This is a genomic window from Candidatus Methylacidiphilales bacterium, from assembly GCA_025056655.1.
Lineage (GTDB): Bacteria > Verrucomicrobiota > Verrucomicrobiia > Methylacidiphilales > JANWVL01 > JANWVL01.
On sequence record JANWVL010000082.1, the window covers coordinates 18,665 to 44,646 of the forward strand.

Sequence of the window (25,982 nt, forward strand, 5' to 3'; positions counted from 1 at the left end):
AATAAAAATGATTGCTGATTACCACACTCATCCACAAGGGCATCGCTTACAGCGGTATGATATGGAACTGCTGAAGCCATGGGCGGAGCGAGCGCTGGCTCAAGGGATTCGTGAAATTGCGTTCACAGACCATGATCGTTATTGCGACGGAGTAGCTTTAGAGGCCGTAGATCAGCTGGCCGAAGCCTATCCTCAAGTGCGATTTTTGAAGGGGATCGAGCTGGATAATGATCCTGTTACGGGTGAACGAGGTCGACGCTGGGTTGAAGAGCATTGGGAGGAACTAGATTATGTCTTGGGTTCTATCCATTATTTGCCGGGGGAAGCGGTAATGTTTGATTCACTGGAAGGCGCGTCGCAATTCGATCGACACGGTGTGGAGCGGGCGTATGAGTTGTATGTTGCGGAGCTGGAGAAAATGATGGCTTACGGGGCGGTGGATTGTTTTTCGCATCTCGATTTGGTGAAAATTCATGGACATCGGGTGAGTGAAGAGGTTAACCAAAAGCTGTTTGTTCCATTGCTGGAGCGGATCGCAAAGGCAGGTAAGTCTATTGAGATCAATACGGCAGGCTGGCGTAAACCTGTGGGAGAATGTTATCCAAGCCTTGAATTGATACGCGAGGCTGTAAAGCTCGGCGTGACGATCACGATTTCATCCGATGCGCATTCTTACGCGCAGCTCGGAGAGGGATATGAGCGGCTAAGGGAAGTGCTGCAGGCTGCAGGTGTGAAGGAGATTGCTCTGTATCAGCGGCATCAGCGGCGATTGACAGCCTGGGATAGAGAAACGTAGAATTCTGCTGTGATCGGTCACCGTAGATCATGGGGGTGGAGTAAGATATCGTGCGTAGTGGCAGGAACTGTGCTACTCGCTACGACAGGATATCCTTCTGGGGGCTTTAGTCCTGCGCTAATTCCGCTTCGTGACGACTTGTGGCCAGAAGAGGTCGAGTTAGTCGAAGAGGTAAAGGTTGATTTGATTTTGAATGGTAGGTCAATCGGACAAGCGACTTTAGCCAAGGGGAAAACGTTAAAGTTGCTCAAGGTGGAAAAGGATAAAGTGGTGCTTGAATTCAACCCTGCCGAGGTGCATGTGCCGCATGAAAAGACAGATATCGTTGCACGGGCAAAGTCGCGATATGACGGAGTTGGGGATAAAAAGATCGGGCAAGAAAACAAAGTAGACGAAGTAGCAAAACAAGGGATGCAACCTAAAAAGATCGATCATCACCCATCGATCTCCAACACAGAGGCAGCCCTTTCATCAAAAGAAAAAAAACTGCCAGAGGAAAATACGAAGACGGATGCCGAGAGCGAAAGCATTGATGGGGGAGAACCAGATACCGCAAAGGACCTGAATTTTAAGAATAAGCTTTTGGCCAAGTGCCGAGCGCGATTTGTCAAACTTGAAGGTAACCGAGTGAAGTCCTTTGATAAAGATCTGTTAGTCGATAAAGAATATATAGCAGTTTATTTTTCCGCGAGTTGGTGCGGGCCTTGCGTCAGATTCACCCCAAAGCTCGTGGCCATGTATAACAGTTTGACCGAGACGCAACGCAAGAAGTTTGAGCTAATTTTCATATCGCGCGACTACGGAGAAGAAGCGACGGAAAATTACATGATGAAATATAAAATGCCATGGCCGGCGATTCGTTGGGACGATGTCGATGATCGAAAAAAGAACCCATTTTTGGCCTTTGCCTCATCAGGAATTCCCCATCTGGTGTTGATCAACGCAGAAGGAGAGATTGTTGAAGACGCTGACGGGAATTACACGGTAGTCATGCAAAAAATCCCATCTCTTTTGAATTAAACGGGTTTGAGGAGGAACACTTGCGATTTGAAGGGCGAGATATAAGATTGGCTAATGGCTTGCTGTTGCCCGACAACTGTTACTAATGGACAGCCCAAAGCACAATCTCAACAGGAAGTAGAGAATTCTAAAGTCGAGGGCATCTCACTGCTAGAATGGTTGCGCTTGGGGTTGGCTTTTCTAGGAACGGCTCAGGTGATGATGTTCAGCTTGGCCGTGAATATCTCCGATCTAAATCAAGGAGAAGCCGACTGGCTTCATCACATCTTGGCTTGGGGAAGTCTTGCCATGATCCTCTTTTTGTGGCCTCCGCTTGGTCACAGAGTTTTTCAAGATTTCAAAAGTAAACGGATAACGATAGAGCTTTTTTTTGGCGTCGGAATATGGGGCTCATACGCTGCCTCTTTGATGGGATCATTCCACTCTGGAGCTGGAATTTATTATGAAGTGCCGTTCGTTTTATTTTTTATTTACTACCTGGGCAAAATTCTAGGTCGCCGCCGTGCCTCACAGGCCAAAGAATTAATATCAGGATGGATAGATTCATTCAATCGCGCCCAAAAGATCTGCGAAAACGGCAGGTTCGAGATCACACCGATCCGCAACTTGCGTCGAGGTGACATAATTTACGTCGCCATAAACGGGATCGTTCCCATAGATGGAAAACTCCTCAAAGGAGAAGCCTTAATAGATGAAAGCTCAATAAGCGGAGAACCCTATCCCGTCTCCAAAAAAGCAGGCGACCGCATCCTAGCTGGCAGTCAACCTCTTGATACAGGCATCGAGATGGAAGTGCTCACTTCACTGGATGAAAAACCTCGACAAATTGACCATCTGCTGGAACGCCTCCGGGCAATAGATATGAATGAAGCCAACTACCAAAAACGCGCAGACCGTTTTCTGAAATACTTCTTTCCTATTGTGATGACCCTTGCGTGCCTTGCTTTCGGTATTTGGACTTTAGTTGCATCATGGGAAGTAGGACTGTATCGGGCATTGACGGTTATTGTTGTCGCCTGCCCATGCGCCTTAGGCCTCGCTACGCCTATAGGCTTGTGGAGCGGTCTTCGTGCGTTAATGCGACGTGGTATCATCGTCCGCTCGCCTGATTTTATCGAACGTCTAAGCGAGGTAGACACTGTCGTCTTCGACAAAACAGGCACTCTTAGCGAGGACAGAATGCAGCGTATCGATTTCCGAAAAATAAGCGATTTCGAAGAAGAAAAACTAAAGCTCATGATCAGTGCCATTCAGCGTAAGACGCGACACCCCATTGCTAGGGCATTCGATGATTGGAGCACAAACGTGGATTCTAATCCCTACATCTGTCAAGAGATACGCATCCTTCCAGGCAAAGGTCTTGAAGGAGTAATTCATGATTCACACACAGGGACGTCTTACCGCTTGATTTTTGGAAATGAAGGCCTTTTACAACTCGAAGATAGAGAAAATATCAAAGCACTGACTGATTCAATCGGATCTTCTTCAAAAGAACTTGTCCAGATTTTTGTCAAACTAGACAACAGGCTAATTGCAATCATTACTCTTAAGGAAGTTCTTCGGCAAACAGCACAAAGAGCTTGGGATCTATTAAAACAGATAGGTTTAGATTGCCGCATCATGAGTGGTGATTCCGAGCAGCGCGTCCATGCCCTCCAGCTAGATTCATCTCCCCTTTGTGGCCTTTCCCTCGAAGATAAAATTGATGAAGTAAAGAAACTTCAACAACAAAATCACCGAGTGCTCTTTATCGGTGATGGCATGAATGATGCTGGAGCTATGCGCTACGCTCATGCGAGCATCGCCGTAAATTCTGCCCTTCCAGTCACCAAAGAAATTGCCGGAGCTGAGCTCAGCGAATCACGTTTGGATCGCATTCCAGAAGCCATTCGTATAAGCCGATTGATTTGTGAAGGATTAAACCGAAATTTTATTTTTGCTGCTGCCTATAATCTAGTCGGAGCATCTCTTGCAATTGCAGGATGGATAAATCCTGTGATTGCAGCTTTTTTGATGCTCGCAGCCAGCGTCACTGTCACTTCCAGAGCTTTGGCTTGGGGAGAAAAATTACAAAACTAAATTCATGCCCGAAGTCTCCAAACCTTCACACAATCAAGTCTGGCGCACCACCATCGAAATTTTAGGTTCACTGAAACTCGCTGTATTTCTTCTCATCTCGATTGCTATAGCTTGCGCAGCCGCTACGATTGCTGAATCTCGTTTTAACACAGCAGTCGCGCGACATTACATCTATCAAGCCCCGTGGTTTATCGTATGGCTGCTCCTACTGTGCGTAAACCTAGCCGCAGCCACTTTGACCAGATGGCCATGGCAAAAAAAACACACTGGTTTTTTGATTACCCATCTCGGCATCATCGTCCTTCTCATCGGTGCCTTGATAGGCCGATTGACTGGCTTCGAAGGGTTTGTCCATTTGCGAATCGGAGAACCACCCACAGGACGCGTGACGCTAAACCAAACCATGTTCCAAGTAGAAAGCCCTGCAGATGGATTGCTCTACGCCATAGACTTTCCTGTTGAGGTTCAACGTCCAACGCCTAAGAAGCCCCGCCGACTGGCCGTTCCGCATACCAACCTAAAACTTGTTATCAAGGATTACGCCGAACACATAGAGTCCCGTGAAGTTCTTGAAGCAGTCTCAAGCAGCTCCCCAGTAAGTGCCCCTGGCCTTGCTCTTGAGTTCACAAGCTCCATGATGCGGCAGTCCATTCCGATCACGTTGCTACAGCTTGAGGGCAAAAACGAAGACTCCTTTTTCGGACACGCACGCATCCGTTGGCTGCTTGATGATCCTCTCAAAAATTCGCCCTCTGACTCTGAGCCTTCTTTATCTCCCAGCCGCGAAACTCACGTCCTATTCGCACGTCGCACCCAGCACCCAATTATTCATTCTGAAAATAACCAACCATCAGGAATACAAGCCTACCTATTGCCTGTTAAATCAAGCCTCGTGAGCAGCACGCAGCCTAGCGACTGGAAAGTAATTCTAGAACTTTCATCCGAAGAAAGCTACGAATACCCGCTAAACGACATTATCAAAAAAACGCTCGAGGTCATTCCTGATGTTCTCCAAATCAAAGCCCATGGCTTTTGGCACGATTTCACGATGCACCAAGGTAGCCCCACCAATCGAAGTGATCGCCCAGAAAATCCTGCGGTTATCATTCAGCTGCAGATCAATGACGTCTCTGCGCTAAAAACTCGAATTCTAGGCCTACGCGAACTCCAATTCTGGCCTAGTTCCAGTCCGGAAGCCGTATCTTACCGCGTTCTGCGCAGCGGAAAAGAAACCTTATCGGGCGTTCTACGGAAAGGAGAATCTTTCGCACCTGGCTGGGCTGATTGGCAAGTCAAGCTAAATGAATATCTCCCGCATGCCGTCATTCGAAAAAAAAACCTCCCTGCATCGATCCCCTTGCAATCTTCTGGCATTGAGTCAAGCGCAGTTCCCGGTCTACTCGTAGCACTCACCGACTCACAAGGACAACGCCTCGATGAGCGCTGGATTGCCTCGGGCGAAATCGCTTCATTCTTTTCTGCAAATCAAGTTGTGCGGGTCGGTTTTGGATTAAAAACACGGCCACTCCCCTTCACAGTTAGGCTGGATCGCTTTGAAGTCCCCCGGGATGAAGGCACAGACACGCCTGCCAACTTTATTAGCCATCTAACCTTTCGCGATACACAAACGGGCTTGGAAACTTCTGCTAAAGCTCAAATGAATTATCCTGCAAGCTTCCCCGGCGGCCTTTGGAGATCCGCGCTAGGCTTAAATTACAAATTTTCGCAAGCCTCATGGAATCCTAATGACCTCGACGTCACCACATTGCAAGTCCTTTACGATCCCGGTTGGCCATTCAAATGGATCGGCTCATTAATCCTTTGCGTAGGCATCGGCATCCTCTTTATAGGACGTAAAGTAAACTTTAATCCCTCTACTCAATGAAATCTTATATTTTCCTGATCACTCTGCTCACCCTTACGATAGAAATACACGCAAGCTCACACTCTGTCCGCCCAACATCTAATTTATGGTCTGAATTAGCCGTCCAACACAATGGCCGCAAAAAACCATTCACCTCTTTTGCCCATGAAATCACTATCACCATAACCGGCAAAACCTACTGGCCTCCGATTCAAAAAAATGCCCAGCGTTTATCAGCATTGCAGGGAACAATCTCTCTCTTTCTGGAGCCGGCTCAGTTCCACAGCGCTACAGTGATATACATCGGATATTCGAAATTAAAAAACGAACTTGGACTCGATCCACAGACAATTCACTTCTCAATCTCTGATATCATCCCCAACGCACGTCTGGCTACTCTACTTCGCGAGGCAGAGTTGATGCGGTTTCGCAACCCTCGCGAACCTCTCCCAAGACTTCATAAAGAGGCCGAGGAGCTCGCCCAACGTCTTTCTACATTCGAAGCCCTTCTAAACGGTTCTTTGTTCAAAATCATACCGCACCCGACTTTGCGCAACGATGGAAGCTGGCTTTCGATTAACGAGATTTCCAACCACTACCCTAGCGATGAAGCAGATGCCCTGCGCCATCTATTTGAAAAGCTTCGGGAAGCCTACCTAAATTCCAAACCCGAATTCGGCACTCATCTCAAAACTTTCATCACAACTATACACCAACTCCGCCCCTCACACTACGCAGACCAAACCAAACTCAAAGCAGAGTATCTCTATAAAGAGTGGCACCCCTCTGGATGGGCTTGGAAACTCTATCTTGCTGCCGCCGCAGTTTTATTCTTCATTCGCAATGAAAGAAATAGAGGCCTTCTTTATCGTGCATCGTGGCTTTTGCTTATCATCGGTTTTCTTCTTCAGATCATTGCCTTTGCTCTCAGAGTCTATGTTTCAGGGCGAGCACCAGTCACAAACATGTATGAAACAGTCATCTGGGTCGCCCTTGGCACAATGGCCTTTGCCATTTTTTTCGAAGCCCGTTACCAAACAGGATACTTTATCTTGGCTGCAGCTCCGTTTGCCTCAATCGTCCTGATCTTAGCTGATCTTTCCCCAATCATTCTCGATCGTTCCATACAACCTTTGCAGCCAGTTCTGCGGAACAATTTCTGGCTTACCGTCCATGTTCTTACCGTCACACTAAGTTATGCTGCTTTTTTACTTGCCATGGCTCTAGCCCACATACGCCTGATTCGTCATCTTCTTCGATATGTGAGCGACCTTGATGCAAAACTCGACTTTTTCGTCTATCGCGCTTTACAAATCGGCGTTTTTCTTCTCGCTGCAGGCACTATTCTCGGCGGTGTCTGGGCTAATTATTCATGGGGACGTTTCTGGGATTGGGACCCAAAAGAAACGTGGGCTTTGATCACTCTTCTTATCTATTTAGCCGTGCTACACGGCCGTCTTGCTGGCTGGTGGAAAGGACTAGGACTCTCTGTGGGCAGCATCGTGGGCTTTTTAAGCGTCATCATGACGTGGTATGGAGTCAACTTCATCCTTGGTAAAGGCCTACACAGCTATGGATTCGGAAAGGGAGGCGGCACAGCAGTGACCATTTTTGTATTGAGTCAAATCCTTTTGCTTCTGGCTCTCTTGCTGCAAAGGCTCAAAAGCAAGGTGACGAAACGCTGATCTTCTGCTAATCGCCATCGCATGGATTGGCAACTGCTGTTTTATATTGCCACGACCATCGTAAAAAGCGCGATTGTGATCGCGGTGGTCTTAGGTGTCGTCTCTTATTCTGTAATGGCTGAGCGACGGATTAGTGCAGCTATACAAGATCGAATTGGGCCAAACCGTGTCGGGATTCCTCTGACCCGCTTTTCTCTTTGGGGACTTGGGCAACCAATCGCCGATGCCATCAAGTTTCTACTCAAAGAAGATTTCACCCCTGCTCATGTTAATCGTTTTTATTTTATTATCGCGCCAGTCCTTGCAGTCATTCCACCGTTGATCAGCATTGCGGTGTTGCCTTTCGGCAGCATCAAGCCGATAGAAATTCCAGCATGGGGACTGACATTGCCGCATCCCGGCGTCATTGCTGACGTCGACGTCGGCGTTTTGCTCATCTTTGCTATTGCGTCACTTGGCGTTTACGGAATTGTCCTGGCTGGCTGGGCTTCCAATTCTAAGTATCCATTTCTTGGTGGGATTCGATCTAGTGCGCAGATGATCTCTTACGAGATTGCGATGGGATTGTCTGTCGTGCCAGTATTTATGGTGATAGGGAGCCTGAATCTGTCTGAAATTGTCCGCTATCAATACGAAAACGGTTGGATGGTTTTGCCGTTTATTCAGAAAGGAGGAAATCCTGACCTGTTGCACTGGGCTTTGTGGCCTTCGATGATACTGTCATTCATTATATTTTTGATCTCTTCTTTTGCTGAAACCAACCGTGCCCCTTTCGATCTTCCTGAGAGCGAAACTGAGCTAGTGGGCGGTTATCACACCGAATATTCTTCAATGAAATTCGCGCTCTTCTTTCTCGGTGAGTATGCTGCGATGATCGTAGCTTCAGGTCTGATGGTGACACTATTTTTTGGAGGCTGGAGCTTACCTATCGAGTGGTTTGCTGGTCAGGAGGCTGCTTGGTGGATGTTACCTCTGCAAGCCCTAGTATTCTTGGTTAAAATTGCTTGTGTTATTTTCTTTTTCATGTGGGTGCGTTGGACGCTCCCGCGATTTCGTTACGATCAACTTATGAAGCTCGGCTGGTGCGTCCTCTTCGAGCTTGCACTGGCTAACATCGTCGTTGTCGCAATCATTCTGGCTTGGCTCCAAGCTTGATTCTGCATCCATTTTTTCCTTTTTTGGCTTCCTCTACGCCTGGTGACTTTTCACATTAAAGAAAGCCTGCAGGGCACTGAAATAGCTATACGGTAAAGAATTAAAAAGTTGGCACGCAGCTTGCTTTGCCCTTGCAACGTGAACTGAATCTTTCGTCTGAGGCACTACTTAACGAGTGTGTATCCGACGAAAGGTCAAATAGTATAACTAAATAAGACAACCATGAAAAAAATTGAAGCTATCATCAAGCCTTTCAAGCTTGAGGAAGTGAAGGCCGGTCTCAACGAGATCGGAGTCGAAGGCATGACCGTCACAGAGGTGAAGGGTTTTGGCCGTCAAAAGGGACATACAGAAATCTACCGTGGAAGCGAATACACGGTAGATTTCCTCCCAAAAGTTAAAATCGAAATCGTCTCTCCTGACGATAAAGCTGAGTTAATCGTCAAAACCATCACCAATACCGCCAAGACCGGCAAAATCGGTGACGGTAAGATCTTCGTTTCAACAATCGAAGAAGCCATACGGATTCGCACCGAAGAAACAGGCGAAAAAGCAATATAAATCTCAACTCGAAAATCAACTTATGAAAAAGATTATTTTTATCTTAACCGCCATAACGGGCCTTATTTCCTCTCCAATTCTAGCTCAAGAAGCTCATACAGAATTCAACATTCCAACTCATGAAGCCACTGTAGCTGCCGCTCCACCGAGCACAGACCTGCCGCAAGCGATCCAAGATCTAGAGCAAAGAATTGCAGACATTGAGGCTTACTTTAACAATGCAGCACGCCCATCCGCCGAGAATTCTAAAATCCCCGGCCCTGGGCCTGGGCACAATGCATGGCAGATGGTCGCAACAGCCTTGGTTCTCTTCATGACTCTTCCTGGGCTCGCTCTATTTTACGGAGGTCTAGTTCGATCGAAAAATGTCCTCTCTATTCTGGCGATGTGCCTGGGCATCACTGGTCTTGCCACGCTTATGTGGTGGGCTTTTGGATATAGCCTCACATTTGCTGGTGGAAACGCCTTTATAGGAGATCTTTCCCAAGCATTCCTAAACGGCATTTCACCAGCTGCCGTTGGTGCAGGCTCACAATGGATATCGGACTATAGTTGGGTCATGTTTCAGCTTACTTTCGCAATCATCACACCCGCGCTCATCTTCGGAGCGACTGCGGAAAGAATGAAATTTTCAGCAGTTCTACTTTTCACTGCTTTATGGTCAATTTTGGTCTATTATCCACTTGCTCACATGGTATGGGCAGCTAATGGCTTAATGTGTGGCCCACTAAACGCCCACGCCGCAATCAAAGCCATTGACTTCGCTGGAGGCACAGTCGTTCATATGAGCTCAGGATGGTCGGCACTGGTGCTCTGCATGATTCTTGGACCGCGATTAGGATACGGTAAGGAACCCATGCCACCCCACTCGATGGTTCTTGTTATGATCGGCACGGCTATGCTCTACGTCGGCTGGTTTGGCTTTAATGCTGGATCAGCGTTAGCGTCTGACGCGATCGCAAGCAATGCTTTCGCTACCACTTTTATTGCTGCAGCTATAGCTGGATTCACCTGGGGAATGCTTGAAAAAGTTCTCCGCGGACATGCTAGTGTCTTAGGATTCTGCTCGGGAATCGTATCCGGATTAGTTGTGATCACACCTGCAGCTGGATTTGTCACGCCGACAAGTGCGGTGATCATGGGCATCTTGGCTGGTGTCATTCCGTTTATTGCAGTCACTTACATCAAGAAAGCCCTCGGCTATGACGATGCACTCGACACTTTCGGAGTCCACGGTGTCGGCGGCACTCTCGGAGCGATTCTGACGGGTGTATTTGCTGACCCAAAAGTTAATCCCGTTGTTGAGTCCCTTAAGAACGGCCTTCTCGTAGCACAGATTCAATCCGTTCTACTCACGATCGCACTTAGCGTCATAGCGACCGCTATTATTGCTTACATAATCAAAGCGACCATCGGCTTGCGGCCGACACCCGAGGTTGAAACCTCAGGCCTTGATACAGCCGATCACGGAGAGAAGGGATATATTCTTTAACCTGAGATAAAAATCCCTTGCCAAAAAAGGGTGCGTGGCTTATATGCTACGCACCCTTCATCATTGAATAAATCATGTCCCTGAAAAAAATTGAAGCAATTATCAAGCCTTTCAAGCTCGACGAGGTCAAAAACGCACTCCACGAAATCGGCATCGAAGGATTGACAGTTACCGAAGTCAAAGGCTTCGGTCGCCAAAAGGGACATACGGAAATCTATCGCGGAAGCGAATATACTGTAGATTTTCTCCCAAAAATCAAAATTGACTTAGTCATACCCGCTGAAAAACAAGACTCAGTCATCCAAACTATCCTCAAACACGCCAAGACAGGCAAAATTGGTGACGGCAAAATTTTTGTCTCCACCATTGAAGATGCCGTACGCATCCGCACGGAAGAGCGAGGCGAAAAAGCTGTGTGACCTCTGCTGAACCCATTTAAAACCACCAATTAACCCAACGAATGCTCTGTTTCTCGCATAAGATTTTATCCCCTCTTGATGTAACAACATTAAGCGGCAATTCTTCGCACTACCCGCTGCGACCGATTGTCCGAAATCCTCATTGCGGCTACAACCTACTAAACTCATTGTATGCAAATATACGTCGGTAACCTCTCCTACCAGACAGGAGAGGGACAAATCTACTCCCTCTTTGCTCCCCACGGAGTCATCGAAAAAGTCCAAGTCATCATAGACAAGTTCACAGGACGATCTCGCGGCTTCGGTTTTGTGACTATGCCCAACGAGCACGAAGCTCAAGCAGCTATCGCTGCCCTCAACGGCATAGAACTCGACGGGCGCACGTTGAAAATCAACCAAGCCCGCCCTCGCGAAGAAAATGTCTCTCGACCACATCGCCCCCCATTCAATCGTTCAGGCAGCCGCCGCTATAGAAAAAGCAATTATTCAAGTTCTTAATCATACCATTAAAGGCGCTTATACTCACTTCTGTTCATCTAACAGAAATGACACGCGCTAGCTATGCCTAACACTCAACCCCCTCAAATCCTCACGATTACCCTCATTGGCAACGATAAAGCTGGCGTAATCGCTCGTACAACTCATCTCCTCTTCGAGTGCGGCGCTAATATCGAAGGCCTCGAAGAACAAGTCACCCGCGGTCACTTCAGCATGACTCTCCAGGCCTCCTTTTCTTCAACTTCTGTTCCCTTGGAGATAGTAGAAGCACGCCTACGGGCTCTGGCTGCAGAGCTTGAAATGGCCTTAACGATAAGGAGAGTCCACACAGGCCCTCAACGCATGGGCATCCTTGTCACAAAAGAACCTCATTGCCTCCGAGCCATCTTACAAGCCACTCTATCCCCCACATCAGGATCTCCTACTCTAAATACTCAGCCCGTAGTCGTTATCGGAAATCACCCCACTCTTGAACCCCTTGCCATAGAGGCCGGCTTACCCTTTTACCACGTAGACTTCACCGACCGTAAAGAAGCAGAAAAGAAAACACTCAACCACCTCTTAGATCACGACGTAGATTTCATCGTCCTCGCGCGATTTATGAAAATTCTCTCGCCTGACTTCGTATGGCGATGGAAAAACAAAATCATCAACATCCACCCTTCCCTCCTTCCATCGTTCCCCGGCGCAAATGCCTATCGCCAAGCTTACGAAAAAGGCGTTAAAATTGCCGGCGCTACAGCTCACTTCGTCACCCCACAGCTTGACGAAGGCCCCATTATTGCCCAAGAAGCCTTCACCATAGAGCCCGAAGACTCAATTAAAGACATTGTGGCTAAAGGCCAAGCAGCCGAATCCAAATGTCTTCTTCGAGCTATACAAATATACCTCGATCAACGCTACGACATCCATTGGGGTAAAGTCTTTGGGGTTTAATAAAAAAACTTTAATCCAAAAATCACGTTGACTTTAATAACGACCAAAATTATCGTTATTCGTTATGAAAATCTCCAAACGAACCGACTACGCTCTACGCGTCCTGTTCACATTGGCAGAGTTTCATCAAGACGCTCATCCCATCCCCATTGGAGATTTAGCTCGTCGCAACGACATCCCCAAACGCTTTCTGGAGCAAATTATGCTCGACCTGAAAGCTCACGGTTGGGTTAAAAGTATCCCAGGAAAAAAAGGTGGATATCTCTTAGCCTTAGACCCAGACCAAATCAGCATGGGAGAAGTAGTCCGAGCATTTGATGGCATGCTTGCACCGATTGGTTGCGTCTCTGCGACCAACTACGAAGCCTGCTCACAAGAGCGTTTCTGCCGTTTTCGACGCGTCTTTCTCGACATCCGCAACTATGCTGCCAAAATCATGGAGCGCGCTACGCTCGGCCGTGTCCTCAAACAAATCCCCGTTGCCCCAGAAGAGATCCTTCATGGACTCCATGGTGAAGGAATATAAACACGATAAAAATAGTCGTTAAATGAAACCTACCACACACATTATTTTGCTCTTATTGTATTCTGCCTCTAAGCTAAATGCTGCTTCAACGCAAGAAAGCCTAGCTGCAGAAGCGATTCGACAAGAGATCGCAAGCCTAAAACAACGTCTCACTGAGCTTGAAAAACGCCTCGACGCAATCTCTCAAAAAAAATCCACCTCTAGCAAGTTGCCTTCAACACACATCAGCGAGCAAGCGAAAAAACCTGCCCAAAAGCTTCCATCAAGGATCGTCATCCAATCCGACGATCAACAACACCAATTGCAAATCCGCGGTTTAGTCCAAGTCGATACTCGCAGTTACCTCAATCACTCGCATCTTGACACTTTTTTACTTCGGCGAGCTCGCATAATCTTAGATGCCGATATTTACAAACACTGGCATCTTAATTTACACACAGAGTTCGCTGGCTCCTCTCCGTCCATTATTGATGCAAATATCAATGCTCACCTTCACGACGCCTTTCAAATCCAAGCTGGCCGCTTCAAAACTCCCTTTGGCCTAGAATTCCTTCAACCCGATCCTCATCGTCTTTTTAACGAAACCTCTCTCGCCTCAAATCTAGTCCCAGGCCGTGATATCGGCATCCAAGTTCATGGCACACTGTGGAATCGTCTTTTCGAATATCAATTCGGCCTATTCAACGGCACCGCTGATGGCGCCAACGCTCCAAATCAAGATACTGATTCTCATCGCGAAATGGCCGCTCGTTTCTTTTTTCATCCGTTAAAAAATCTCTCTACAGCCTTTCAAAATTTTGGTCTAGGCATCGCTCTGACGCACGGTGAAAAGGAAGGAGCATCCGCACTGCCCTCATTCCGCACTGATGGACATCAAAGCTTCCTGCAATTCCAACCTTGGACCTCTGCAAGCGGCACGCACACCCGCTTCTCTCCACAACTATATGCCTATTGGAAAAACTTTGGTTTGCTCAGTGAATTCATCTATTCTGAGCAGGAGCTCGCTGACGTTTCCCACAGACGAAGCCGACTTGAAAGCTACGCATGGCATACAGCCGCACGCTGGATCATTACGGGAGAAGAAGCCGATTATCTGAATATACGCCCTGAACGCGAATTCAAACCATGGGGCTCCTCAAGCAACCGCGGATGGGGCGCGCTAGAACTAGCCCTACGAGTAGCTCAACTAGACACTCGTCATCCCGACTTTTCATCAATTCTCCTGCCCGGATCCTCCACTAAGGCGACCGCATGGGGCGTCGGATTAAATTGGTATCTCAACGATTACCTACGCATCGGGATCAACTATCTACATACTCATTTTGATCGCACCTATAACCCAAACGGCCAAGAGCCTAGAAGAGAAGAACAGCTCTTTCTGACCCGATTTCAATTCCTCTACTGATCCCATGAAAATCTTACTCCTCTGTATTCCATTGCTCGCCTTGAGCGCCTGCCAAGACAGTGCCGCCCTGCTCAACGTCTCGTATGATCCCACACGGGAATTCTTCACTGAATACAACCTCTATTTTTCAGACCTATGGGAAAAACAACACGGAAAACGTATCCTCATCAGCCAATCCCATGGAGGCTCGGGGAAACAAGCCCGAGCGGTCATAGACGGGATTCCAGCTGATGTCGTGACACTTGCTTTGGGCTATGACATTGACGCGATTGCAGCTAAAGGTCTGATCCGAAAAAATTGGCAACAACAACTCCCTTACAACAGCGCACCATACACCTCCACCATCATCTTCGTAGTCAGAAAAGGTAATCCTAAAAAAATTCGTGGCTGGGATGACCTTATCCGCAAAGATGTCGAGGTTGTCATTGCCAATCCACTAACATCAGGCGGCGCGCGATGGGCTTATTTAGCGGCTTGGGGACACGCTCAGATCACCCGTCAAGGGGACATCGACGCAATACGTCAATACATGAAAGCGCTTTATGCCAACGCCCCTATTCTCGACACCTCAGCACGCGGAGCAGCGATGAGTTTTGCCGAGCGATACATCGGCGATGTCCTTGTCTCATGGGAAAACGAAGCTCTACTTTTGCTGCGATATCACTCAGACGAACTCGAGATCGTCACCCCTCCTTACTCGATACTAGCTGAACCAGCCGTAGCCGTCGTCGACCGCAATGTAGATGAACGAGGAACTCGATCTTTAGCTGAGGCATATTTGAAAACCCTATATACTGAAGAAGCACAAGATATCGCAGCACGCCACTACTATCGCCCAAGATCTCAATCTATTCTCAAGCGTTACGCTCATCACTTCCCATCCCTAAGACTTTTTACCTTAGATGAAATGTTCGGAAGCTGGGCAGACGTGCACAAAAAACATTTTGCCTCAGATGGAGAATTTGACCGCATCATTCGTGAATTGGGCATGCAACAAGCTAAAAAATAACCTCTATATGACCCGCCAAACTCTTCCTGGATTCCATTTGACGCTAGGCCTCTCCGTTTTTTACCTCAGTTTTATTGCCCTCCTTCCTCTACTTGCTCTTACATTCAAAGCAGGCGAAGCAGGATGCAAAGCCCTATTAGAAACCCTTTTAGATCCACGCGTGCTAGCTGCGTTTCGATTAAGCTTCGGCCTATCTCTTCTCGCAACATTCTTCAGCTTGACCCTAGGCCTAATCACAGCATGGGTGTTAGTCCGCTATGATTTCCCGGGTAAAAGGTGGGCTGATGCTGTTGTAGATCTGCCTTTTGCCTTACCCACAGCTGTTGCAGGTATCGCTCTTACCTCTCTTTATGCCCCGCAAGGTTGGTTTGGCCGCTATTTTGAAATGGTCGGCATTAAAGTCGCTTACACTCCGCTAGGAATTTTCATTGCGCTTGTTTTTATCTCGCTGCCTTTTGTTATACGAACCGTCCAGCCAGTCATTCGCGAGCTACCACATGAAATTGAAGAAGCTGCAGCCACTCTAGGTAGCCGTCGAACCCAGACCTTTATTCGAATAATTTTACCCATGCTTTTTCCTTCACTTCTCATCGGAGGATTGATGGGCTTCGGAAGAGCGCTCGGAGAATATGGCTCTGTGGTCTTCATCGCTGGCAATCTACCTTTTAAGACAGAAATTATCCCTTTGCTGATTGTTACTAAACTTGAGCAATACGACTATACATCTGCCGCTGTGCTAGGAGCTGCTATGCTGTTAGCTTCCTTTCTGATCATGCTTTGCATCAATTTTGTCCAGCAACGCCACGCTACCTTTACATTTAAAAATTAACCCTCTCGCTCACCATGGGTTCCAAGTCCTACGCACATCTTTCAGCAACTGAAGATCCCACATGGCTCAAGTTTTCTCTCATCGGAATCACTCTTTGCATATTAACCATAATAGTAATAGCCCCTACGCTTTTGGTCTTTTATGAAGCTCTACGAAACGGCTTCGGACCTTTTCTAAAAACTTTCGCCGACCCCTACACGCAACACGCAATCCAAATGACCTTCTGGGTCGCCTTGCTCGCAGTCCCGATCAACACAGCATTTGGCATCTGCTTAGCTTGGACTGCCACGCGATATACATTTCCTGGAAAAAAAATCCTTCTAGCTCTTATCGACCTGCCGATTAGCGTCTCTCCTGTAATCGCTGGACTCATCTTTGTGCTGCTTTACGGCTTACATGGGTGGTTCGGTCCCTGGTTAATGGAGCACCACATACGCATCATATTTGCATTTCCAGGTATTTTGCTTGCCACACTCTTTGTTACGCTTCCTTACGTAGCTCGCACACTCATCCCACTCATGCAAGCCCAAGGACAAGCTGAGGAAGAAGCCGCACTTACTCTCGGCGCAAACGGTTGGCAAATTTTTTGGCATATCACTCTACCCAAAATTCGCTGGGGGCTTCTTTTCGCCATTATTCTCTGCAATGCTCGTACGATGGGTGAATTCGGGGCTGTATCAGTTGTCTCAGGCCATATACGTGGAATTACAAACACCATCCCACTACATATCGAAATACTACATCACGAATATCACACTTCATCCGCTTTTGCCCTAGCTTCACTCCTAGCAGCCCTCGCTATTGCAACCCTGATCGTTAAAAGCATCGCTGAAACTCTTTCCCTCAGACAGCAAAATTCTTCATCCACCTAACCACCCCCACCATCACCATGAGTATCCAAGTCTGTCACATCAGTAAAACCTTTTCCACACAATGCACAGCACTGCGTGACGTCAGCTTAGAAGTAGCAACAGGAGAACTGCTCGCACTACTTGGCCCAAGTGGCTCGGGTAAGACAACGCTCCTTCGCATCGTAGCCGGACTAGAATTCCCAGATCCAGGCTCAGGAAGCGTTTTCTTTCATGGCGAAGACGTCACCTATCGCTCCGCTTACGAACGCCGCGCAGGCTTTGTATTTCAAAATTACGCCCTATTCCCCCACATGACCGTATTTGACAATATCGCCTTCGGCCTTCGGATACGCCCACGTGCCCTCCGCCCTTCCAAAGAAGCCATCCGCGACCGCGTCCTTCAGCTTTTGGAAAGCGTCCAGCTCAAAGGTCTTGAAAAACGTCTCCCATCTCAACTCTCAGGAGGCCAACGCCAGCGCGTCGCTCTCGCACGCGCCCTAGCTATTGAACCTCGCGTCTTACTCCTCGATGAACCTTTCGGCGCCCTCGACGCTCGTGTTCGAAAAGACTTGAGAAAGTGGCTCCGAGAATTCCATAACTCCGTCAGACTCACCACCCTCTTCGTCACCCACGATCAAGAAGAAGCTTTTGAGCTTGCCGATCGAGTTGTCATCATTCATGAAGGCTCCATTCAACAAATCGGCACCCCCGCATACGTCCGCAACACACCAGCCAATCCATTTGTAGCCGACTTTTTGGGTATGGATATCTAGCAGCTTACCTAAAAGCCAACTTTGTAATTAAAAAACTCATCGCTGCTCTTTTTGCCGTTTGCTAACTAGCTTCTGTCATGGATCCAATCCAAAGCATAGGCATTTTTGCCCTCAACTTTATTCAAGCTACAGGCCAGATATGTTTCCTTCTAGCCGACACTTTCCGCTGCACCTTCGCCTATCCATTTCGCTTCCGCCTATTCTGGCGTCAACTCTGGTTCATTGGTGTCCAATCCCAAGGCGTAGTCCTCATCACCGGTGCCTTCACCGGTGCAGTCTTCGCTGCACAAACTCAATTCCAATTCGGCCGGTTAGGCATGAACTCTGCCGTAGGACCTGTCGTCTCGGTAGCCATGTGCAGGGAGCTTGGCCCTGTCCTTTGTGCCTTGATGGTCGCAGGCCGTGTTGGCTCAGCAATAGCCGCTGAAATCTCCACCATGAAAACCACAGAGCAACTCGATGCTCTACGGGCTCTCGGTATTTATCCTGTCCAATATCTAGTCGTCCCAAGATTTGCTGCGATGGCACTTTCCATGCCCATCCTGACTTCAATGGCAATCTTTTTAGGAATAGGCAGCGGTTACCTAGTCGCAGTGCCAATTCTTGGCGTTGACGGAGTCTACTATTGGGAAAATACAGTCAAATTCACAGTGATGAAGGATGTATTAATCGGCCTTACAAAAGCTTTTATTTTCGGTATGATCATATGCATGATCAGTGCTCACCGCGGCCTCCACGCTGCACCAAACGCAGAAGGCGTCGGCCAAGCCACCACTCAAGCAGCCGTTCAATCCTCCATCGCATGTCTCATCGCTAATTTCTTCTTAACCTTCCTGCTAAATACCATCCTTCCAGATTGACCCAACCCATCCCCATTCCACTGATAAAATGATACGGCTACAACACGTCACCAAATCTTTCGGCACGCAGCGCGTTCTCACAAATCTCTCCTTAGAGATTCCTAACGGCGAAAACCTCGTCATCATCGGACGCAGCGGCACCGGAAAAAGCGTTACCCTCAAACTAATCCTCGGCCTCCTTCACCCCGATTCCGGCGACATCTTCGTAGATAATTACCACGTAAACACCCTCTCCGAAGAAGAATTAGCCCCAATGCGCCGCAATCTAGGCATGGTCTTTCAAAACGGCGCTCTCTTTGACTCAATGACTGTCGGTGACAACGTCGCCTTCCCTCTGCGTGAAGACAAAAAACTCTCTCCATCAGAAATCCGCGATGAAGTCCACCACGCCCTATCCCTCGTCGGTTTAGCCAACGCCGAAATGAAAATGCCCTCTGAGATATCCGGCGGCATGCGTAAACGCGTAGCCCTCGCTCGTGCCCTTGTCCGTAAACCCAAAATCATGATGTATGATGAACCGACCGCCGGCCTCGATCCAATCCTATCCGACAGCATCTCACGCCTGATAAAAGACGTCGCTGATCAGTTTAACATGACCGTAGTTGTAGTCACTCACGATATGGCCAGCGCCTACCTGATCGCCGATCGAATTGCTTTGCTTCACCAAGGGCAAATCTATAAAATCGCTAGCCCAGAAGAAATCCGCCAATCCACCGATCCTATCCTCTACAATTTCGTCCGCGGCATCTCCACCAACCAAGACCTCTGATTGCTTCTCTATTTCAAACTCTCCCCACACCCACTATGATCTAACCCATGACCAACCCGACACTCGAGCGATCAGTAGGTTTCTTTATCCTTATCGGCCTAATAGCCATAGGATGGCTAATCATACAATTCGGTCGCCTCGGAGAAACTTATCAACAATCCTACATCATCACCGTCGAATTTCCCAACGCAAGCGGCCTCCTAAAAGGATCCCAAGTCATGATGGCCGGCGCACTCATAGGCAGAGTCCTCAACACCCCACAACCAATCAAAGATGGCGCAGCCATACAAGTAATCATGCGAATCCGCAAAGACGTAAAAATTCGCCGCAACGCAAAATTCCTCATCGGAAGCATGGGCATGCTCGGAGACCGCTTCGTCGACGTCCAGCCACAACCCGTTCCCGAAGGTGAAGAAGTCGATTTCATCCGTGACGGCGACACCATCATAAGCGGAGGCCGCACCTCCGATCTATCCGACCTGACTAACGCAGCAAAACCCCTTATCGAACGTCTAAACGACATCGCCAAGCGCCTCGACTCCATCACCACAAAACTCGACACCTCTATCCTCACAGAGCAATCTACCAAAGATCTCCGAGAATCTTTCGCCCACTTAAAATCACTCCTCGCCAACACCGACAAAACTATCCAAGAAGCCCAATCCCTCATCCGTGACGCCCGCCAACAAAAAGGAGCCCTCTCCAAACTCATCTACGACGAATCCCTAGCCAACGACCTCGCAGCCTTCGTCGCCAACCTACGTCGAAAAGGCATCCTCTTTTACTCGGACGAATCAGGACGCTCTGAGACTCCCCCCGCTCGCCTCCCCGAACGCGACCCCCGAAAAAAAACACGCCGCTAAAATGTCTTCCTCATCCACAACACCCCTCGGCGCAGTCATCGTTGCTGCCGGCTCCTCCAAACGCATGGGCTTCGATAAGCTCCTCACCCCCATAGCCGGTGAACCCCTCCTTTCCCACACTCTCAAAGCCGTTACCCAATGCCCCTCGATCACCTCCATAGTTGTAGTCATACGCCCAGAAACCCAAAACACCATCCACTCAATCCTCTCCACAATTCAATCCCCCACCCCAATCCTTCTTACCCACGGCGGGGCAGAACGCCAAGATTCCGTGCGTCTCGGCATAACTGCCCTCCCACCAGACTATCCCTACGTTCTCATCCACGACGCCGCACGCCCTTTCATCGACGAAAACCTCGTCCAAAAAGTCCTCCAAGCCGCCATCACCTGTGGAGCCGCAGTCTGCGGCCATCCTAGTCGCGACACACTCAAGGAAATTAACCCCGACCAACCCCCCATCACTATCCATCGCACCCTAGACCGTTCCCGCATCTGGGCTGTCCAGACCCCACAAATTTTTTATCGCCCCCTCATAGAAAAAGCCTACGACTTCGTCCATAGAAACAACCTCCACGTCACCGACGACACCGCTGCTGTCGAGCTTCTAGGCCATCCCGTTCAAATCGTATCACACGACCGTTGCAACCTCAAAATCACCACCCCAGACGACTGGCGCCTAGCTGAACTTCTCCTATCCTCATGAACTTCCAAGCCCTACGTTCTCACCCCGCTTTCCCCCTTGTTTTCCCTTACCTCCTTTTTGCCACCTGCGGACTCCTTCACAACCTTCATCCCCTAGCCATCTACATCACCTACCCCCTCAAAACAATACTCGTGTCCTGGGCGCTTCTCGTCTTCTGGAAAACTTACCCCATCTCGCGACTCAATCTCAAAATAACCCTCGGCTCAATAGCCGTCGGACTCCTTTGCCTCATCGCCTGGATCCTTCCCTACGAGCACCTCATTCCTGCAGACCAGCTCACCACCGCCTACAACCCCTCAGCACATTTCAAAAATCAACTACTCGTTATTTCCCTACTCACAATCCGCCTAATCGGTGCATCCTTCACCGTTCCTCTAATGGAAGAACTTTTCATCCGCGGATTCCTCCAACGATACCTCATCAAATCCGATTTTCAAAATGTCCCCATCGGCACTTACACCCACTTCTCATTCTGGACGACTACTGCACTCTTCGCATTAACCCACGGCTCCGAATGGCACGTCGCCCTACTCGCTGGAGTAATCTTCGGTGCCTGGTATATCTTCACAAAAAACCTGACCGCAGTTATCCTCGCTCATGCCACCACCAACTTCACCCTAGGACTCTACGTCATCCTCTCCGGAAAAACGCATTTCTGGTAACCACTCCCATGCGCCACCAACGCGTCTTAATCCTCTCTGCCAGCGCAGGCACAGGTCATGTCCGCGCCGCTGAAGCCCTCGAAAGAGCATTCAAGCAACGCCCCACCGTAGCTGAGGTCGCTCACGTCGACGCCCTCCGTTTCACCAACAAAATCTTCCGCGATTTCTACTCCCGCCTCTACACCCAACTCGTCGAAAACGCCCCCACACTCCTCGGTTGGTGGTATAAACAAAGCGACGAACCTTGGAAGACCGACCGCATGCGTTTCATGCTCGATCGCCTAAACCTCGGCCCCCTCATCGAATTCATCGAAGACTTCTCCCCTCACACCACCATCTGCACACACTTCCTCCCAGCTGAAATCATCTCTCACCTCATAGAAAAACAACGCATCTCCGCACGCCTATCGATCACCGTCACCGATTTCGACTTCCACGCCATGTGGCTCACCAAAACCTTCCACAGATACTTCGTAGCGCTAGAAGAAACAAAAATCCACCTATCAAAACTAGGCCTACCCCCCGAACGAATTGCCGTCACAGGCATCCCCATCCATCCCGAATTTAGACCATGCCCCATCGAAGAACGCCCCGCACTCCGCCAAAGCGTCGGCCTCAAGCCTCACCTCCCCACCTTACTCCTCTCCGCAGGCGCCCTCGGAGTCACCCCAGCACAAGCTATCCTAGAAACACTCAGAGACCTCACAATTCCCGCTCAAATTGTCGTAATCTGTGGCAAAAACGAAAGCCTCCTACAATCCATTCTCCAAACCATAGAACGCAATCCATTCCCTTCCCACTTACACATCACCCCACTCGGCTACACCCAACAAATGCACACCTGGATGCGCGTCGCCGACCTCTACATCGGCAAACCCGGCGGCCTCACCATCTCCGAAGCCCTTTCAACCGGCCTCCCCATGGTCATCACCTCTCCCATCCCCGGACAAGAAGAACGCAACAGCGACCACCTCCTCGAAAAAGGTGCCGCCATAAAATGCAACACCCTCACCACCCTACCCTACAAAATCGAATCCCTTCTCAATCACCCCACACGCCTCCAATCCATGCGCCGCGCCGCACTCCAGCTAGCCCAACCCCACGCCACCCAAAAAATCGTCTCTATCCTACTTCGCGATCACACTGAAAAAACAGATCCCATCCTCATCCCAAAAGAACAACAACGCGCCATGGCTCTCCGCGCCAGACTTCAAAAATAACCTACCAATTTGCACCTGCCTATTTTTTAGACTAACATTTCAACATGCGCCTAACCTCCATCCTAGCCATGTCGCTACTTTCACTCTTCTCCTTCTCCCAGGCAAAGCCTCTAGACATCGGCTCTACCGTGCCAGAAGTCGAGGCCATAGATCAAGACGGCAAACCCTTCCCCCTCAACGAGACCCTTCGCACCGGCACCACACTCGTCTTTTTCTACCCCAAAGCCAACACCCCCGGCTGCACCGCACAAGCCTGCAGCCTGAGAGATCAATACCAAACCCTCCTCCATCTCAACCTCAAAATCATCGGCGTAAGCTGCGACTCCCCCCAAAGCCAAAAAAAATTCAAAACCCAACACAACCTCCCCTTCCCACTCCTCGCAGACGAAAAAGGACAAATCACCAAAGCCTTTGGAGTCCCCACAACTCTTGGATTCGCCGCACGACAATCATTTCTCATCCGCAACGGCAAAGTAGTCTGGCGCGACCTCCACCCACAGACCTCCCGCCACGCACAAGATGTCTTGCAAGCCCTAGAGACCCTCGGCAAATAATCCCACCGTAGGCCGTCGGCCCGCCTATGGTGAAAATCGACCTCCACCTTCACTCACTCTATTCCGATCGGCCAAGCGAATGGATCCTACGCCGACTTGGCCTCCCCCAAAGCTACAGCCCGGCAGAAGTGCTTTATCAAAAGCTCCACGCCGCAGGCATGACCTACAAGACCATCACAGACCATCACCGCATAGACGGCTGTCTCGAGCTATTAGCAAAGCATCCAGAGGACACCTTCATCAGCGAAGAAGTCACCACCTACTTCCCCGATGGATGCAAAATTCACCTCCTCGTTTGGAATATCAACATCTCCCAACACGAAGAAATCAACGCCCTCCGCGAAAACATCTATGAACTTTCCGCATACCTCCGCCTCCACCACATCCCTCACGCCGTCACACACCCTCTCATCTCTCTCAACCAAAAATTCACGATCGAACATTTTGAAAAACTCATCCTCCTCTTCTCCACCTTCGAATCAATCAATGGCAACCGCGAACCCCTCACCCAAGAAATCGCCACCCTCTGCCTACTAAGCCTCACGCCAGAAAAAATCGAAGAACTCGCAAATCGCCATAACCTCACCCCCACACACCCGCATCCTCACCTCAAAAGTTTCACCGCAGGATCAGATGACCACGGAGGCCTAGCCGTCGCTGCTGCCTTTACCGAAGCCCCACAAGCACGCACCCTACAAGAATTTTTCCAAGCCATCCAAGAACGGCGCACACAAAACCACGGTTCGCGCGGCGATCCACTCCGCCTTGCAAACAACGTTTACAACACCATCCTCGGCTACGCCCGCACCAAACTCACCAAACAAGCACCTAAAGCCACTCAACTCCTCACTCGCATCGTCGATCGTTTCCTTTCCGGAAAAAATCCCACAAACTTCTCCTTTTCAGAAAAACTCACATTCGCCACCGAAGCAATTCGCTCCGGAGCCATTCTCGACTGGATCAACCCAAACTCCGCTTCCCTCACACAAGACCTCGCCACCTTCTTCTCCTCTCCTGAAACCCATGCCGCCCTCGAAAAAGCTATCCGCGAAGAAGCCACCGAAAGCCGCCGCACCTTCCGCATGGCTTCTTACCTCGCCAACACTCTGATCTATCGCTTTGCCATCCAAATCTTCGACCGCATACGAGAAGGCCGATGGTTCGATGCTCTCCAGCCCCTCTCCGGTTTCCTTCCAGTCTTAGCCAGCATCGCCCCTTACCTCGTTGCATTTCGCCAATTCTGTCCCGATCGCCCCTTTCTCCAACAAGTATCCAAAACTTTTCTAACCCAAACCCCAGAAACGCTAAAGCGACATAAAACCGCATGGTTCACCGACACACTCGAAGACGTAAACGGCGTCACACGCACCATCCGAGCACTCACTGCCGCAATCCACGACCTCGGTCATCCAATTGAAATTATCTCTTGCCACGCCCACATCTCCATCCAAAACCTCCCGATCCGCAATTTCCCCCCTCTCGGAGAGTTCCCTGTGCCTGAATATGAACTGCAGCGTGTCAGCTTCCCACCCCTCCTGGACATCCTAGACACGATTTACACCCAACAATTCACCGAAATCATCGTCAGCACACCTGGCCCCGTCGGCCTCGTTGGTCTCCTTGCCGCACGACTTCTCGGACTGCCTCTGCATATGGTCTATCACACAGATTTCCCACAATATGCACTCTATCTCAGCGACGACCAAATGATGGAATCGCTCACCTGGTCTTACATGCAATGGTTCTATGGCCAAGCTGATCGCCTCTATGTCAACACCGAAGCCTATCGCCAAGCTTGGGAAAAACGCAGTATCCCATCCCACAAAATTTCCATACTACCGCGCGGCATCGACACCCACCTCTTCCACTTTCAGAAACGCAACGCAGACTTTTGGAAGTCCTACGGAGCCACCAACCCCGTCGTCCTCTACGTCGGCCGCATATCCAAAGAAAAAAATCTCGCCTTCCTGGCCTCTGTGTGGCCAATCGTGCAAACCCTTATCCCAACAGCAACCCTAGCATTCGTCGGAGACGGCCCTTACCGCGCTGAATTACAAAAACTGATCCCCTCCGCTCTTTTCACCGGTCCGCTCATCGGCGAAACACTCGCCACAGCTTACGCTTCATCCGACCTTTTCCTCTTCCCAAGCACAACCGACACCTTCGGCAACGTAGTCCTCGAAGCGCTGGCTTCGGGCCTCCCAGTCATCTGCTCAACAATCGGTGGCCCAGCTGAACTACTTCGTCGTTGCCGCCTCGGCCAAGCGATTTCTACCGACGACCCGTCCTCCTGGGCTCATGCCATCGTAGAGACTTTACACAACCCCCCCCACGAATCAGCCCGTCTTGCTCAATCTGAGCGGATCCGCAAAGAGTGGGATTGGAAACAAGCCGCAGCCCAATTCGTTCAGCTTCTCACTGAGCCCATACCCAAAGCCTAGGCAGACAACGCA

General features: G+C 49.4%; 25 protein-coding genes. All 25 read left to right on the plus strand.

Annotated features, from left to right (window positions below; genetic code table 11):
- Nucleotides 1-7: 7 nt before the first annotated feature.
- The 25 genes from NZM04_05025 to NZM04_05145 all read left to right on the plus strand — a co-directional run bounded on the left by NZM04_05025 (nt 8) and on the right by NZM04_05145 (nt 25,970).
- The gene (locus NZM04_05025) at nt 8-796 is read left to right on the plus strand and encodes a histidinol-phosphatase HisJ family protein (protein MCS7063397.1); all 789 of its coding nucleotides are present in this window, start codon (nt 8-10) and stop codon (nt 794-796) included.
- A 69-nt stretch (nt 797-865) separates the two neighbouring features.
- Entirely contained in the window at nt 866-1,816 is a 951-nt protein-coding gene (locus NZM04_05030) for a thioredoxin-like domain-containing protein (protein MCS7063398.1), read from the plus strand.
- 54 nt (nt 1,817-1,870) lie between these two features.
- Nucleotides 1,871-3,895 carry a heavy metal translocating P-type ATPase gene (locus tag NZM04_05035; GenBank protein MCS7063399.1) on the plus strand — a complete coding sequence of 675 codons (2,025 nt, stop codon included), beginning with the start codon at nt 1,871-1,873 and terminating at the stop codon, nt 3,893-3,895.
- 4 nt (nt 3,896-3,899) lie between these two features.
- Complete coding sequence (locus tag NZM04_05040) at nt 3,900-5,780, plus strand: cytochrome c biogenesis protein ResB (protein ID MCS7063400.1); 1,881 nt, start codon at nt 3,900-3,902, stop codon at nt 5,778-5,780.
- Entirely contained in the window at nt 5,777-7,444 is a 1,668-nt protein-coding gene (gene ccsA, locus NZM04_05045; protein ID MCS7063401.1) for a cytochrome c biogenesis protein CcsA, read from the plus strand. Before NZM04_05040 ends, ccsA begins: the two co-directional genes overlap by 4 nt.
- Before the next feature lie 21 nt (nt 7,445-7,465).
- Nucleotides 7,466-8,599 (plus strand): NADH-quinone oxidoreductase subunit H, encoded by a 1,134-nt coding sequence (locus NZM04_05050; GenBank protein MCS7063402.1) that lies wholly within the window; start codon nt 7,466-7,468, stop codon nt 8,597-8,599.
- Nucleotides 8,600-8,821: 222 nt separating this feature from the next.
- Nucleotides 8,822-9,160, plus strand: coding sequence for a P-II family nitrogen regulator (locus NZM04_05055; GenBank protein ID MCS7063403.1), 339 nt, complete (start codon nt 8,822-8,824; stop codon nt 9,158-9,160).
- A gap of 22 nt (nt 9,161-9,182) precedes the next feature.
- Nucleotides 9,183-10,652, plus strand: coding sequence for an ammonium transporter (locus NZM04_05060; protein ID MCS7063404.1), 1,470 nt, complete (start codon nt 9,183-9,185; stop codon nt 10,650-10,652).
- A gap of 80 nt (nt 10,653-10,732) precedes the next feature.
- Entirely contained in the window at nt 10,733-11,071 is a 339-nt protein-coding gene (locus NZM04_05065) for a P-II family nitrogen regulator (GenBank protein ID MCS7063405.1), read from the plus strand.
- A 171-nt stretch (nt 11,072-11,242) separates the two neighbouring features.
- On the plus strand, nt 11,243-11,569 hold the full coding sequence (locus NZM04_05070) for an RNA-binding protein (GenBank protein MCS7063406.1): 327 nt from the start codon (nt 11,243-11,245) through the stop codon (nt 11,567-11,569).
- Nucleotides 11,570-11,632: 63 nt separating this feature from the next.
- The gene (locus tag NZM04_05075) at nt 11,633-12,505 is read left to right on the plus strand and encodes a formyltetrahydrofolate deformylase (protein ID MCS7063407.1); all 873 of its coding nucleotides are present in this window, start codon (nt 11,633-11,635) and stop codon (nt 12,503-12,505) included.
- A gap of 64 nt (nt 12,506-12,569) precedes the next feature.
- Nucleotides 12,570-13,031, plus strand: a complete 462-nt coding sequence (locus NZM04_05080) for an Rrf2 family transcriptional regulator (GenBank protein MCS7063408.1) — start codon at nt 12,570-12,572, stop codon at nt 13,029-13,031.
- Between the two features lie 22 nt (nt 13,032-13,053).
- Entirely contained in the window at nt 13,054-14,436 is a 1,383-nt protein-coding gene (locus NZM04_05085; GenBank protein MCS7063409.1) for a porin, read from the plus strand.
- A gap of 4 nt (nt 14,437-14,440) precedes the next feature.
- Complete coding sequence (locus tag NZM04_05090) at nt 14,441-15,445, plus strand: sulfate ABC transporter substrate-binding protein (protein ID MCS7063410.1); 1,005 nt, start codon at nt 14,441-14,443, stop codon at nt 15,443-15,445.
- A gap of 7 nt (nt 15,446-15,452) precedes the next feature.
- Nucleotides 15,453-16,274 (plus strand): sulfate ABC transporter permease subunit CysT, encoded by an 822-nt coding sequence (gene cysT / locus NZM04_05095; protein ID MCS7063411.1) that lies wholly within the window; start codon nt 15,453-15,455, stop codon nt 16,272-16,274.
- Between the two features lie 14 nt (nt 16,275-16,288).
- Complete coding sequence (gene cysW, locus NZM04_05100; GenBank protein MCS7063412.1) at nt 16,289-17,146, plus strand: sulfate ABC transporter permease subunit CysW; 858 nt, start codon at nt 16,289-16,291, stop codon at nt 17,144-17,146.
- A gap of 17 nt (nt 17,147-17,163) precedes the next feature.
- Nucleotides 17,164-17,898: a sulfate ABC transporter ATP-binding protein gene (cysA, locus tag NZM04_05105; protein MCS7063413.1), complete on the plus strand. Its 735-nt coding sequence runs from the start codon at nt 17,164-17,166 to the stop codon at nt 17,896-17,898.
- 77 nt (nt 17,899-17,975) lie between these two features.
- The gene (locus tag NZM04_05110; GenBank protein ID MCS7063414.1) at nt 17,976-18,758 is read left to right on the plus strand and encodes an ABC transporter permease; all 783 of its coding nucleotides are present in this window, start codon (nt 17,976-17,978) and stop codon (nt 18,756-18,758) included.
- Between the two features lie 28 nt (nt 18,759-18,786).
- Nucleotides 18,787-19,527, plus strand: coding sequence for an ABC transporter ATP-binding protein (locus NZM04_05115; protein ID MCS7063415.1), 741 nt, complete (start codon nt 18,787-18,789; stop codon nt 19,525-19,527).
- Nucleotides 19,528-19,574: 47 nt separating this feature from the next.
- The gene (locus NZM04_05120; protein MCS7063416.1) at nt 19,575-20,390 is read left to right on the plus strand and encodes an MlaD family protein; all 816 of its coding nucleotides are present in this window, start codon (nt 19,575-19,577) and stop codon (nt 20,388-20,390) included.
- A gap of 1 nt (nt 20,391) precedes the next feature.
- Entirely contained in the window at nt 20,392-21,093 is a 702-nt protein-coding gene (gene ispD / locus NZM04_05125; protein MCS7063417.1) for a 2-C-methyl-D-erythritol 4-phosphate cytidylyltransferase, read from the plus strand.
- The gene (locus tag NZM04_05130; protein ID MCS7063418.1) at nt 21,090-21,755 is read left to right on the plus strand and encodes a CAAX prenyl protease-related protein; all 666 of its coding nucleotides are present in this window, start codon (nt 21,090-21,092) and stop codon (nt 21,753-21,755) included. The genes ispD and NZM04_05130 overlap by 4 nt, the downstream gene beginning before the upstream one ends.
- An 8-nt stretch (nt 21,756-21,763) precedes the next feature.
- Complete coding sequence (locus NZM04_05135) at nt 21,764-22,975, plus strand: UDP-N-acetylglucosamine 2-epimerase (protein ID MCS7063419.1); 1,212 nt, start codon at nt 21,764-21,766, stop codon at nt 22,973-22,975.
- Between the two features lie 44 nt (nt 22,976-23,019).
- Nucleotides 23,020-23,529, plus strand: a complete 510-nt coding sequence (locus NZM04_05140; protein MCS7063420.1) for a peroxiredoxin — start codon at nt 23,020-23,022, stop codon at nt 23,527-23,529.
- Between the two features lie 26 nt (nt 23,530-23,555).
- Entirely contained in the window at nt 23,556-25,970 is a 2,415-nt protein-coding gene (locus tag NZM04_05145; GenBank protein MCS7063421.1) for a glycosyltransferase, read from the plus strand.
- Nucleotides 25,971-25,982 lie beyond the last annotated feature (12 nt).

Bases quoted from the DNA above. Each gene is read 5' to 3' on its own strand.
- NZM04_05040 (MCS7063400.1), top strand. From the start codon at position 3,900: ATGCCCGAAGTCTCCAAACCTTCACACAATCAAGTCTGGCGCACCACC.
- NZM04_05050 (MCS7063402.1), top strand. From the start codon at position 7,466: ATGGATTGGCAACTGCTGTTTTATATTGCCACGACCATCGTAAAAAGC.
- NZM04_05055 (MCS7063403.1), top strand. From the start codon at position 8,822: ATGAAAAAAATTGAAGCTATCATCAAGCCTTTCAAGCTTGAGGAAGTG.
- NZM04_05145 (MCS7063421.1), top strand. From the start codon at position 23,556: ATGGTGAAAATCGACCTCCACCTTCACTCACTCTATTCCGATCGGCCA.
- cysA (MCS7063413.1), top strand. From the start codon at position 17,164: ATGAGTATCCAAGTCTGTCACATCAGTAAAACCTTTTCCACACAATGC.
- NZM04_05120 (MCS7063416.1), top strand. From the start codon at position 19,575: ATGACCAACCCGACACTCGAGCGATCAGTAGGTTTCTTTATCCTTATC.
- NZM04_05025 (MCS7063397.1), top strand. From the start codon at position 8: ATGATTGCTGATTACCACACTCATCCACAAGGGCATCGCTTACAGCGG.
- NZM04_05035 (MCS7063399.1), top strand. From the start codon at position 1,871: ATGGCTTGCTGTTGCCCGACAACTGTTACTAATGGACAGCCCAAAGCA.
- ccsA (MCS7063401.1), top strand. From the start codon at position 5,777: ATGAAATCTTATATTTTCCTGATCACTCTGCTCACCCTTACGATAGAA.
- NZM04_05080 (MCS7063408.1), top strand. From the start codon at position 12,570: ATGAAAATCTCCAAACGAACCGACTACGCTCTACGCGTCCTGTTCACA.
- NZM04_05130 (MCS7063418.1), top strand. From the start codon at position 21,090: ATGAACTTCCAAGCCCTACGTTCTCACCCCGCTTTCCCCCTTGTTTTC.
- ispD (MCS7063417.1), top strand. From the start codon at position 20,392: ATGTCTTCCTCATCCACAACACCCCTCGGCGCAGTCATCGTTGCTGCC.
- NZM04_05140 (MCS7063420.1), top strand. From the start codon at position 23,020: ATGCGCCTAACCTCCATCCTAGCCATGTCGCTACTTTCACTCTTCTCC.
- NZM04_05075 (MCS7063407.1), top strand. From the start codon at position 11,633: ATGCCTAACACTCAACCCCCTCAAATCCTCACGATTACCCTCATTGGC.
- NZM04_05085 (MCS7063409.1), top strand. From the start codon at position 13,054: ATGAAACCTACCACACACATTATTTTGCTCTTATTGTATTCTGCCTCT.
- NZM04_05070 (MCS7063406.1), top strand. From the start codon at position 11,243: ATGCAAATATACGTCGGTAACCTCTCCTACCAGACAGGAGAGGGACAA.
- NZM04_05115 (MCS7063415.1), top strand. From the start codon at position 18,787: ATGATACGGCTACAACACGTCACCAAATCTTTCGGCACGCAGCGCGTT.
- NZM04_05110 (MCS7063414.1), top strand. From the start codon at position 17,976: ATGGATCCAATCCAAAGCATAGGCATTTTTGCCCTCAACTTTATTCAA.
- NZM04_05135 (MCS7063419.1), top strand. From the start codon at position 21,764: ATGCGCCACCAACGCGTCTTAATCCTCTCTGCCAGCGCAGGCACAGGT.
- cysT (MCS7063411.1), top strand. From the start codon at position 15,453: ATGACCCGCCAAACTCTTCCTGGATTCCATTTGACGCTAGGCCTCTCC.
- NZM04_05090 (MCS7063410.1), top strand. From the start codon at position 14,441: ATGAAAATCTTACTCCTCTGTATTCCATTGCTCGCCTTGAGCGCCTGC.
- cysW (MCS7063412.1), top strand. From the start codon at position 16,289: ATGGGTTCCAAGTCCTACGCACATCTTTCAGCAACTGAAGATCCCACA.
- NZM04_05060 (MCS7063404.1), top strand. From the start codon at position 9,183: ATGAAAAAGATTATTTTTATCTTAACCGCCATAACGGGCCTTATTTCC.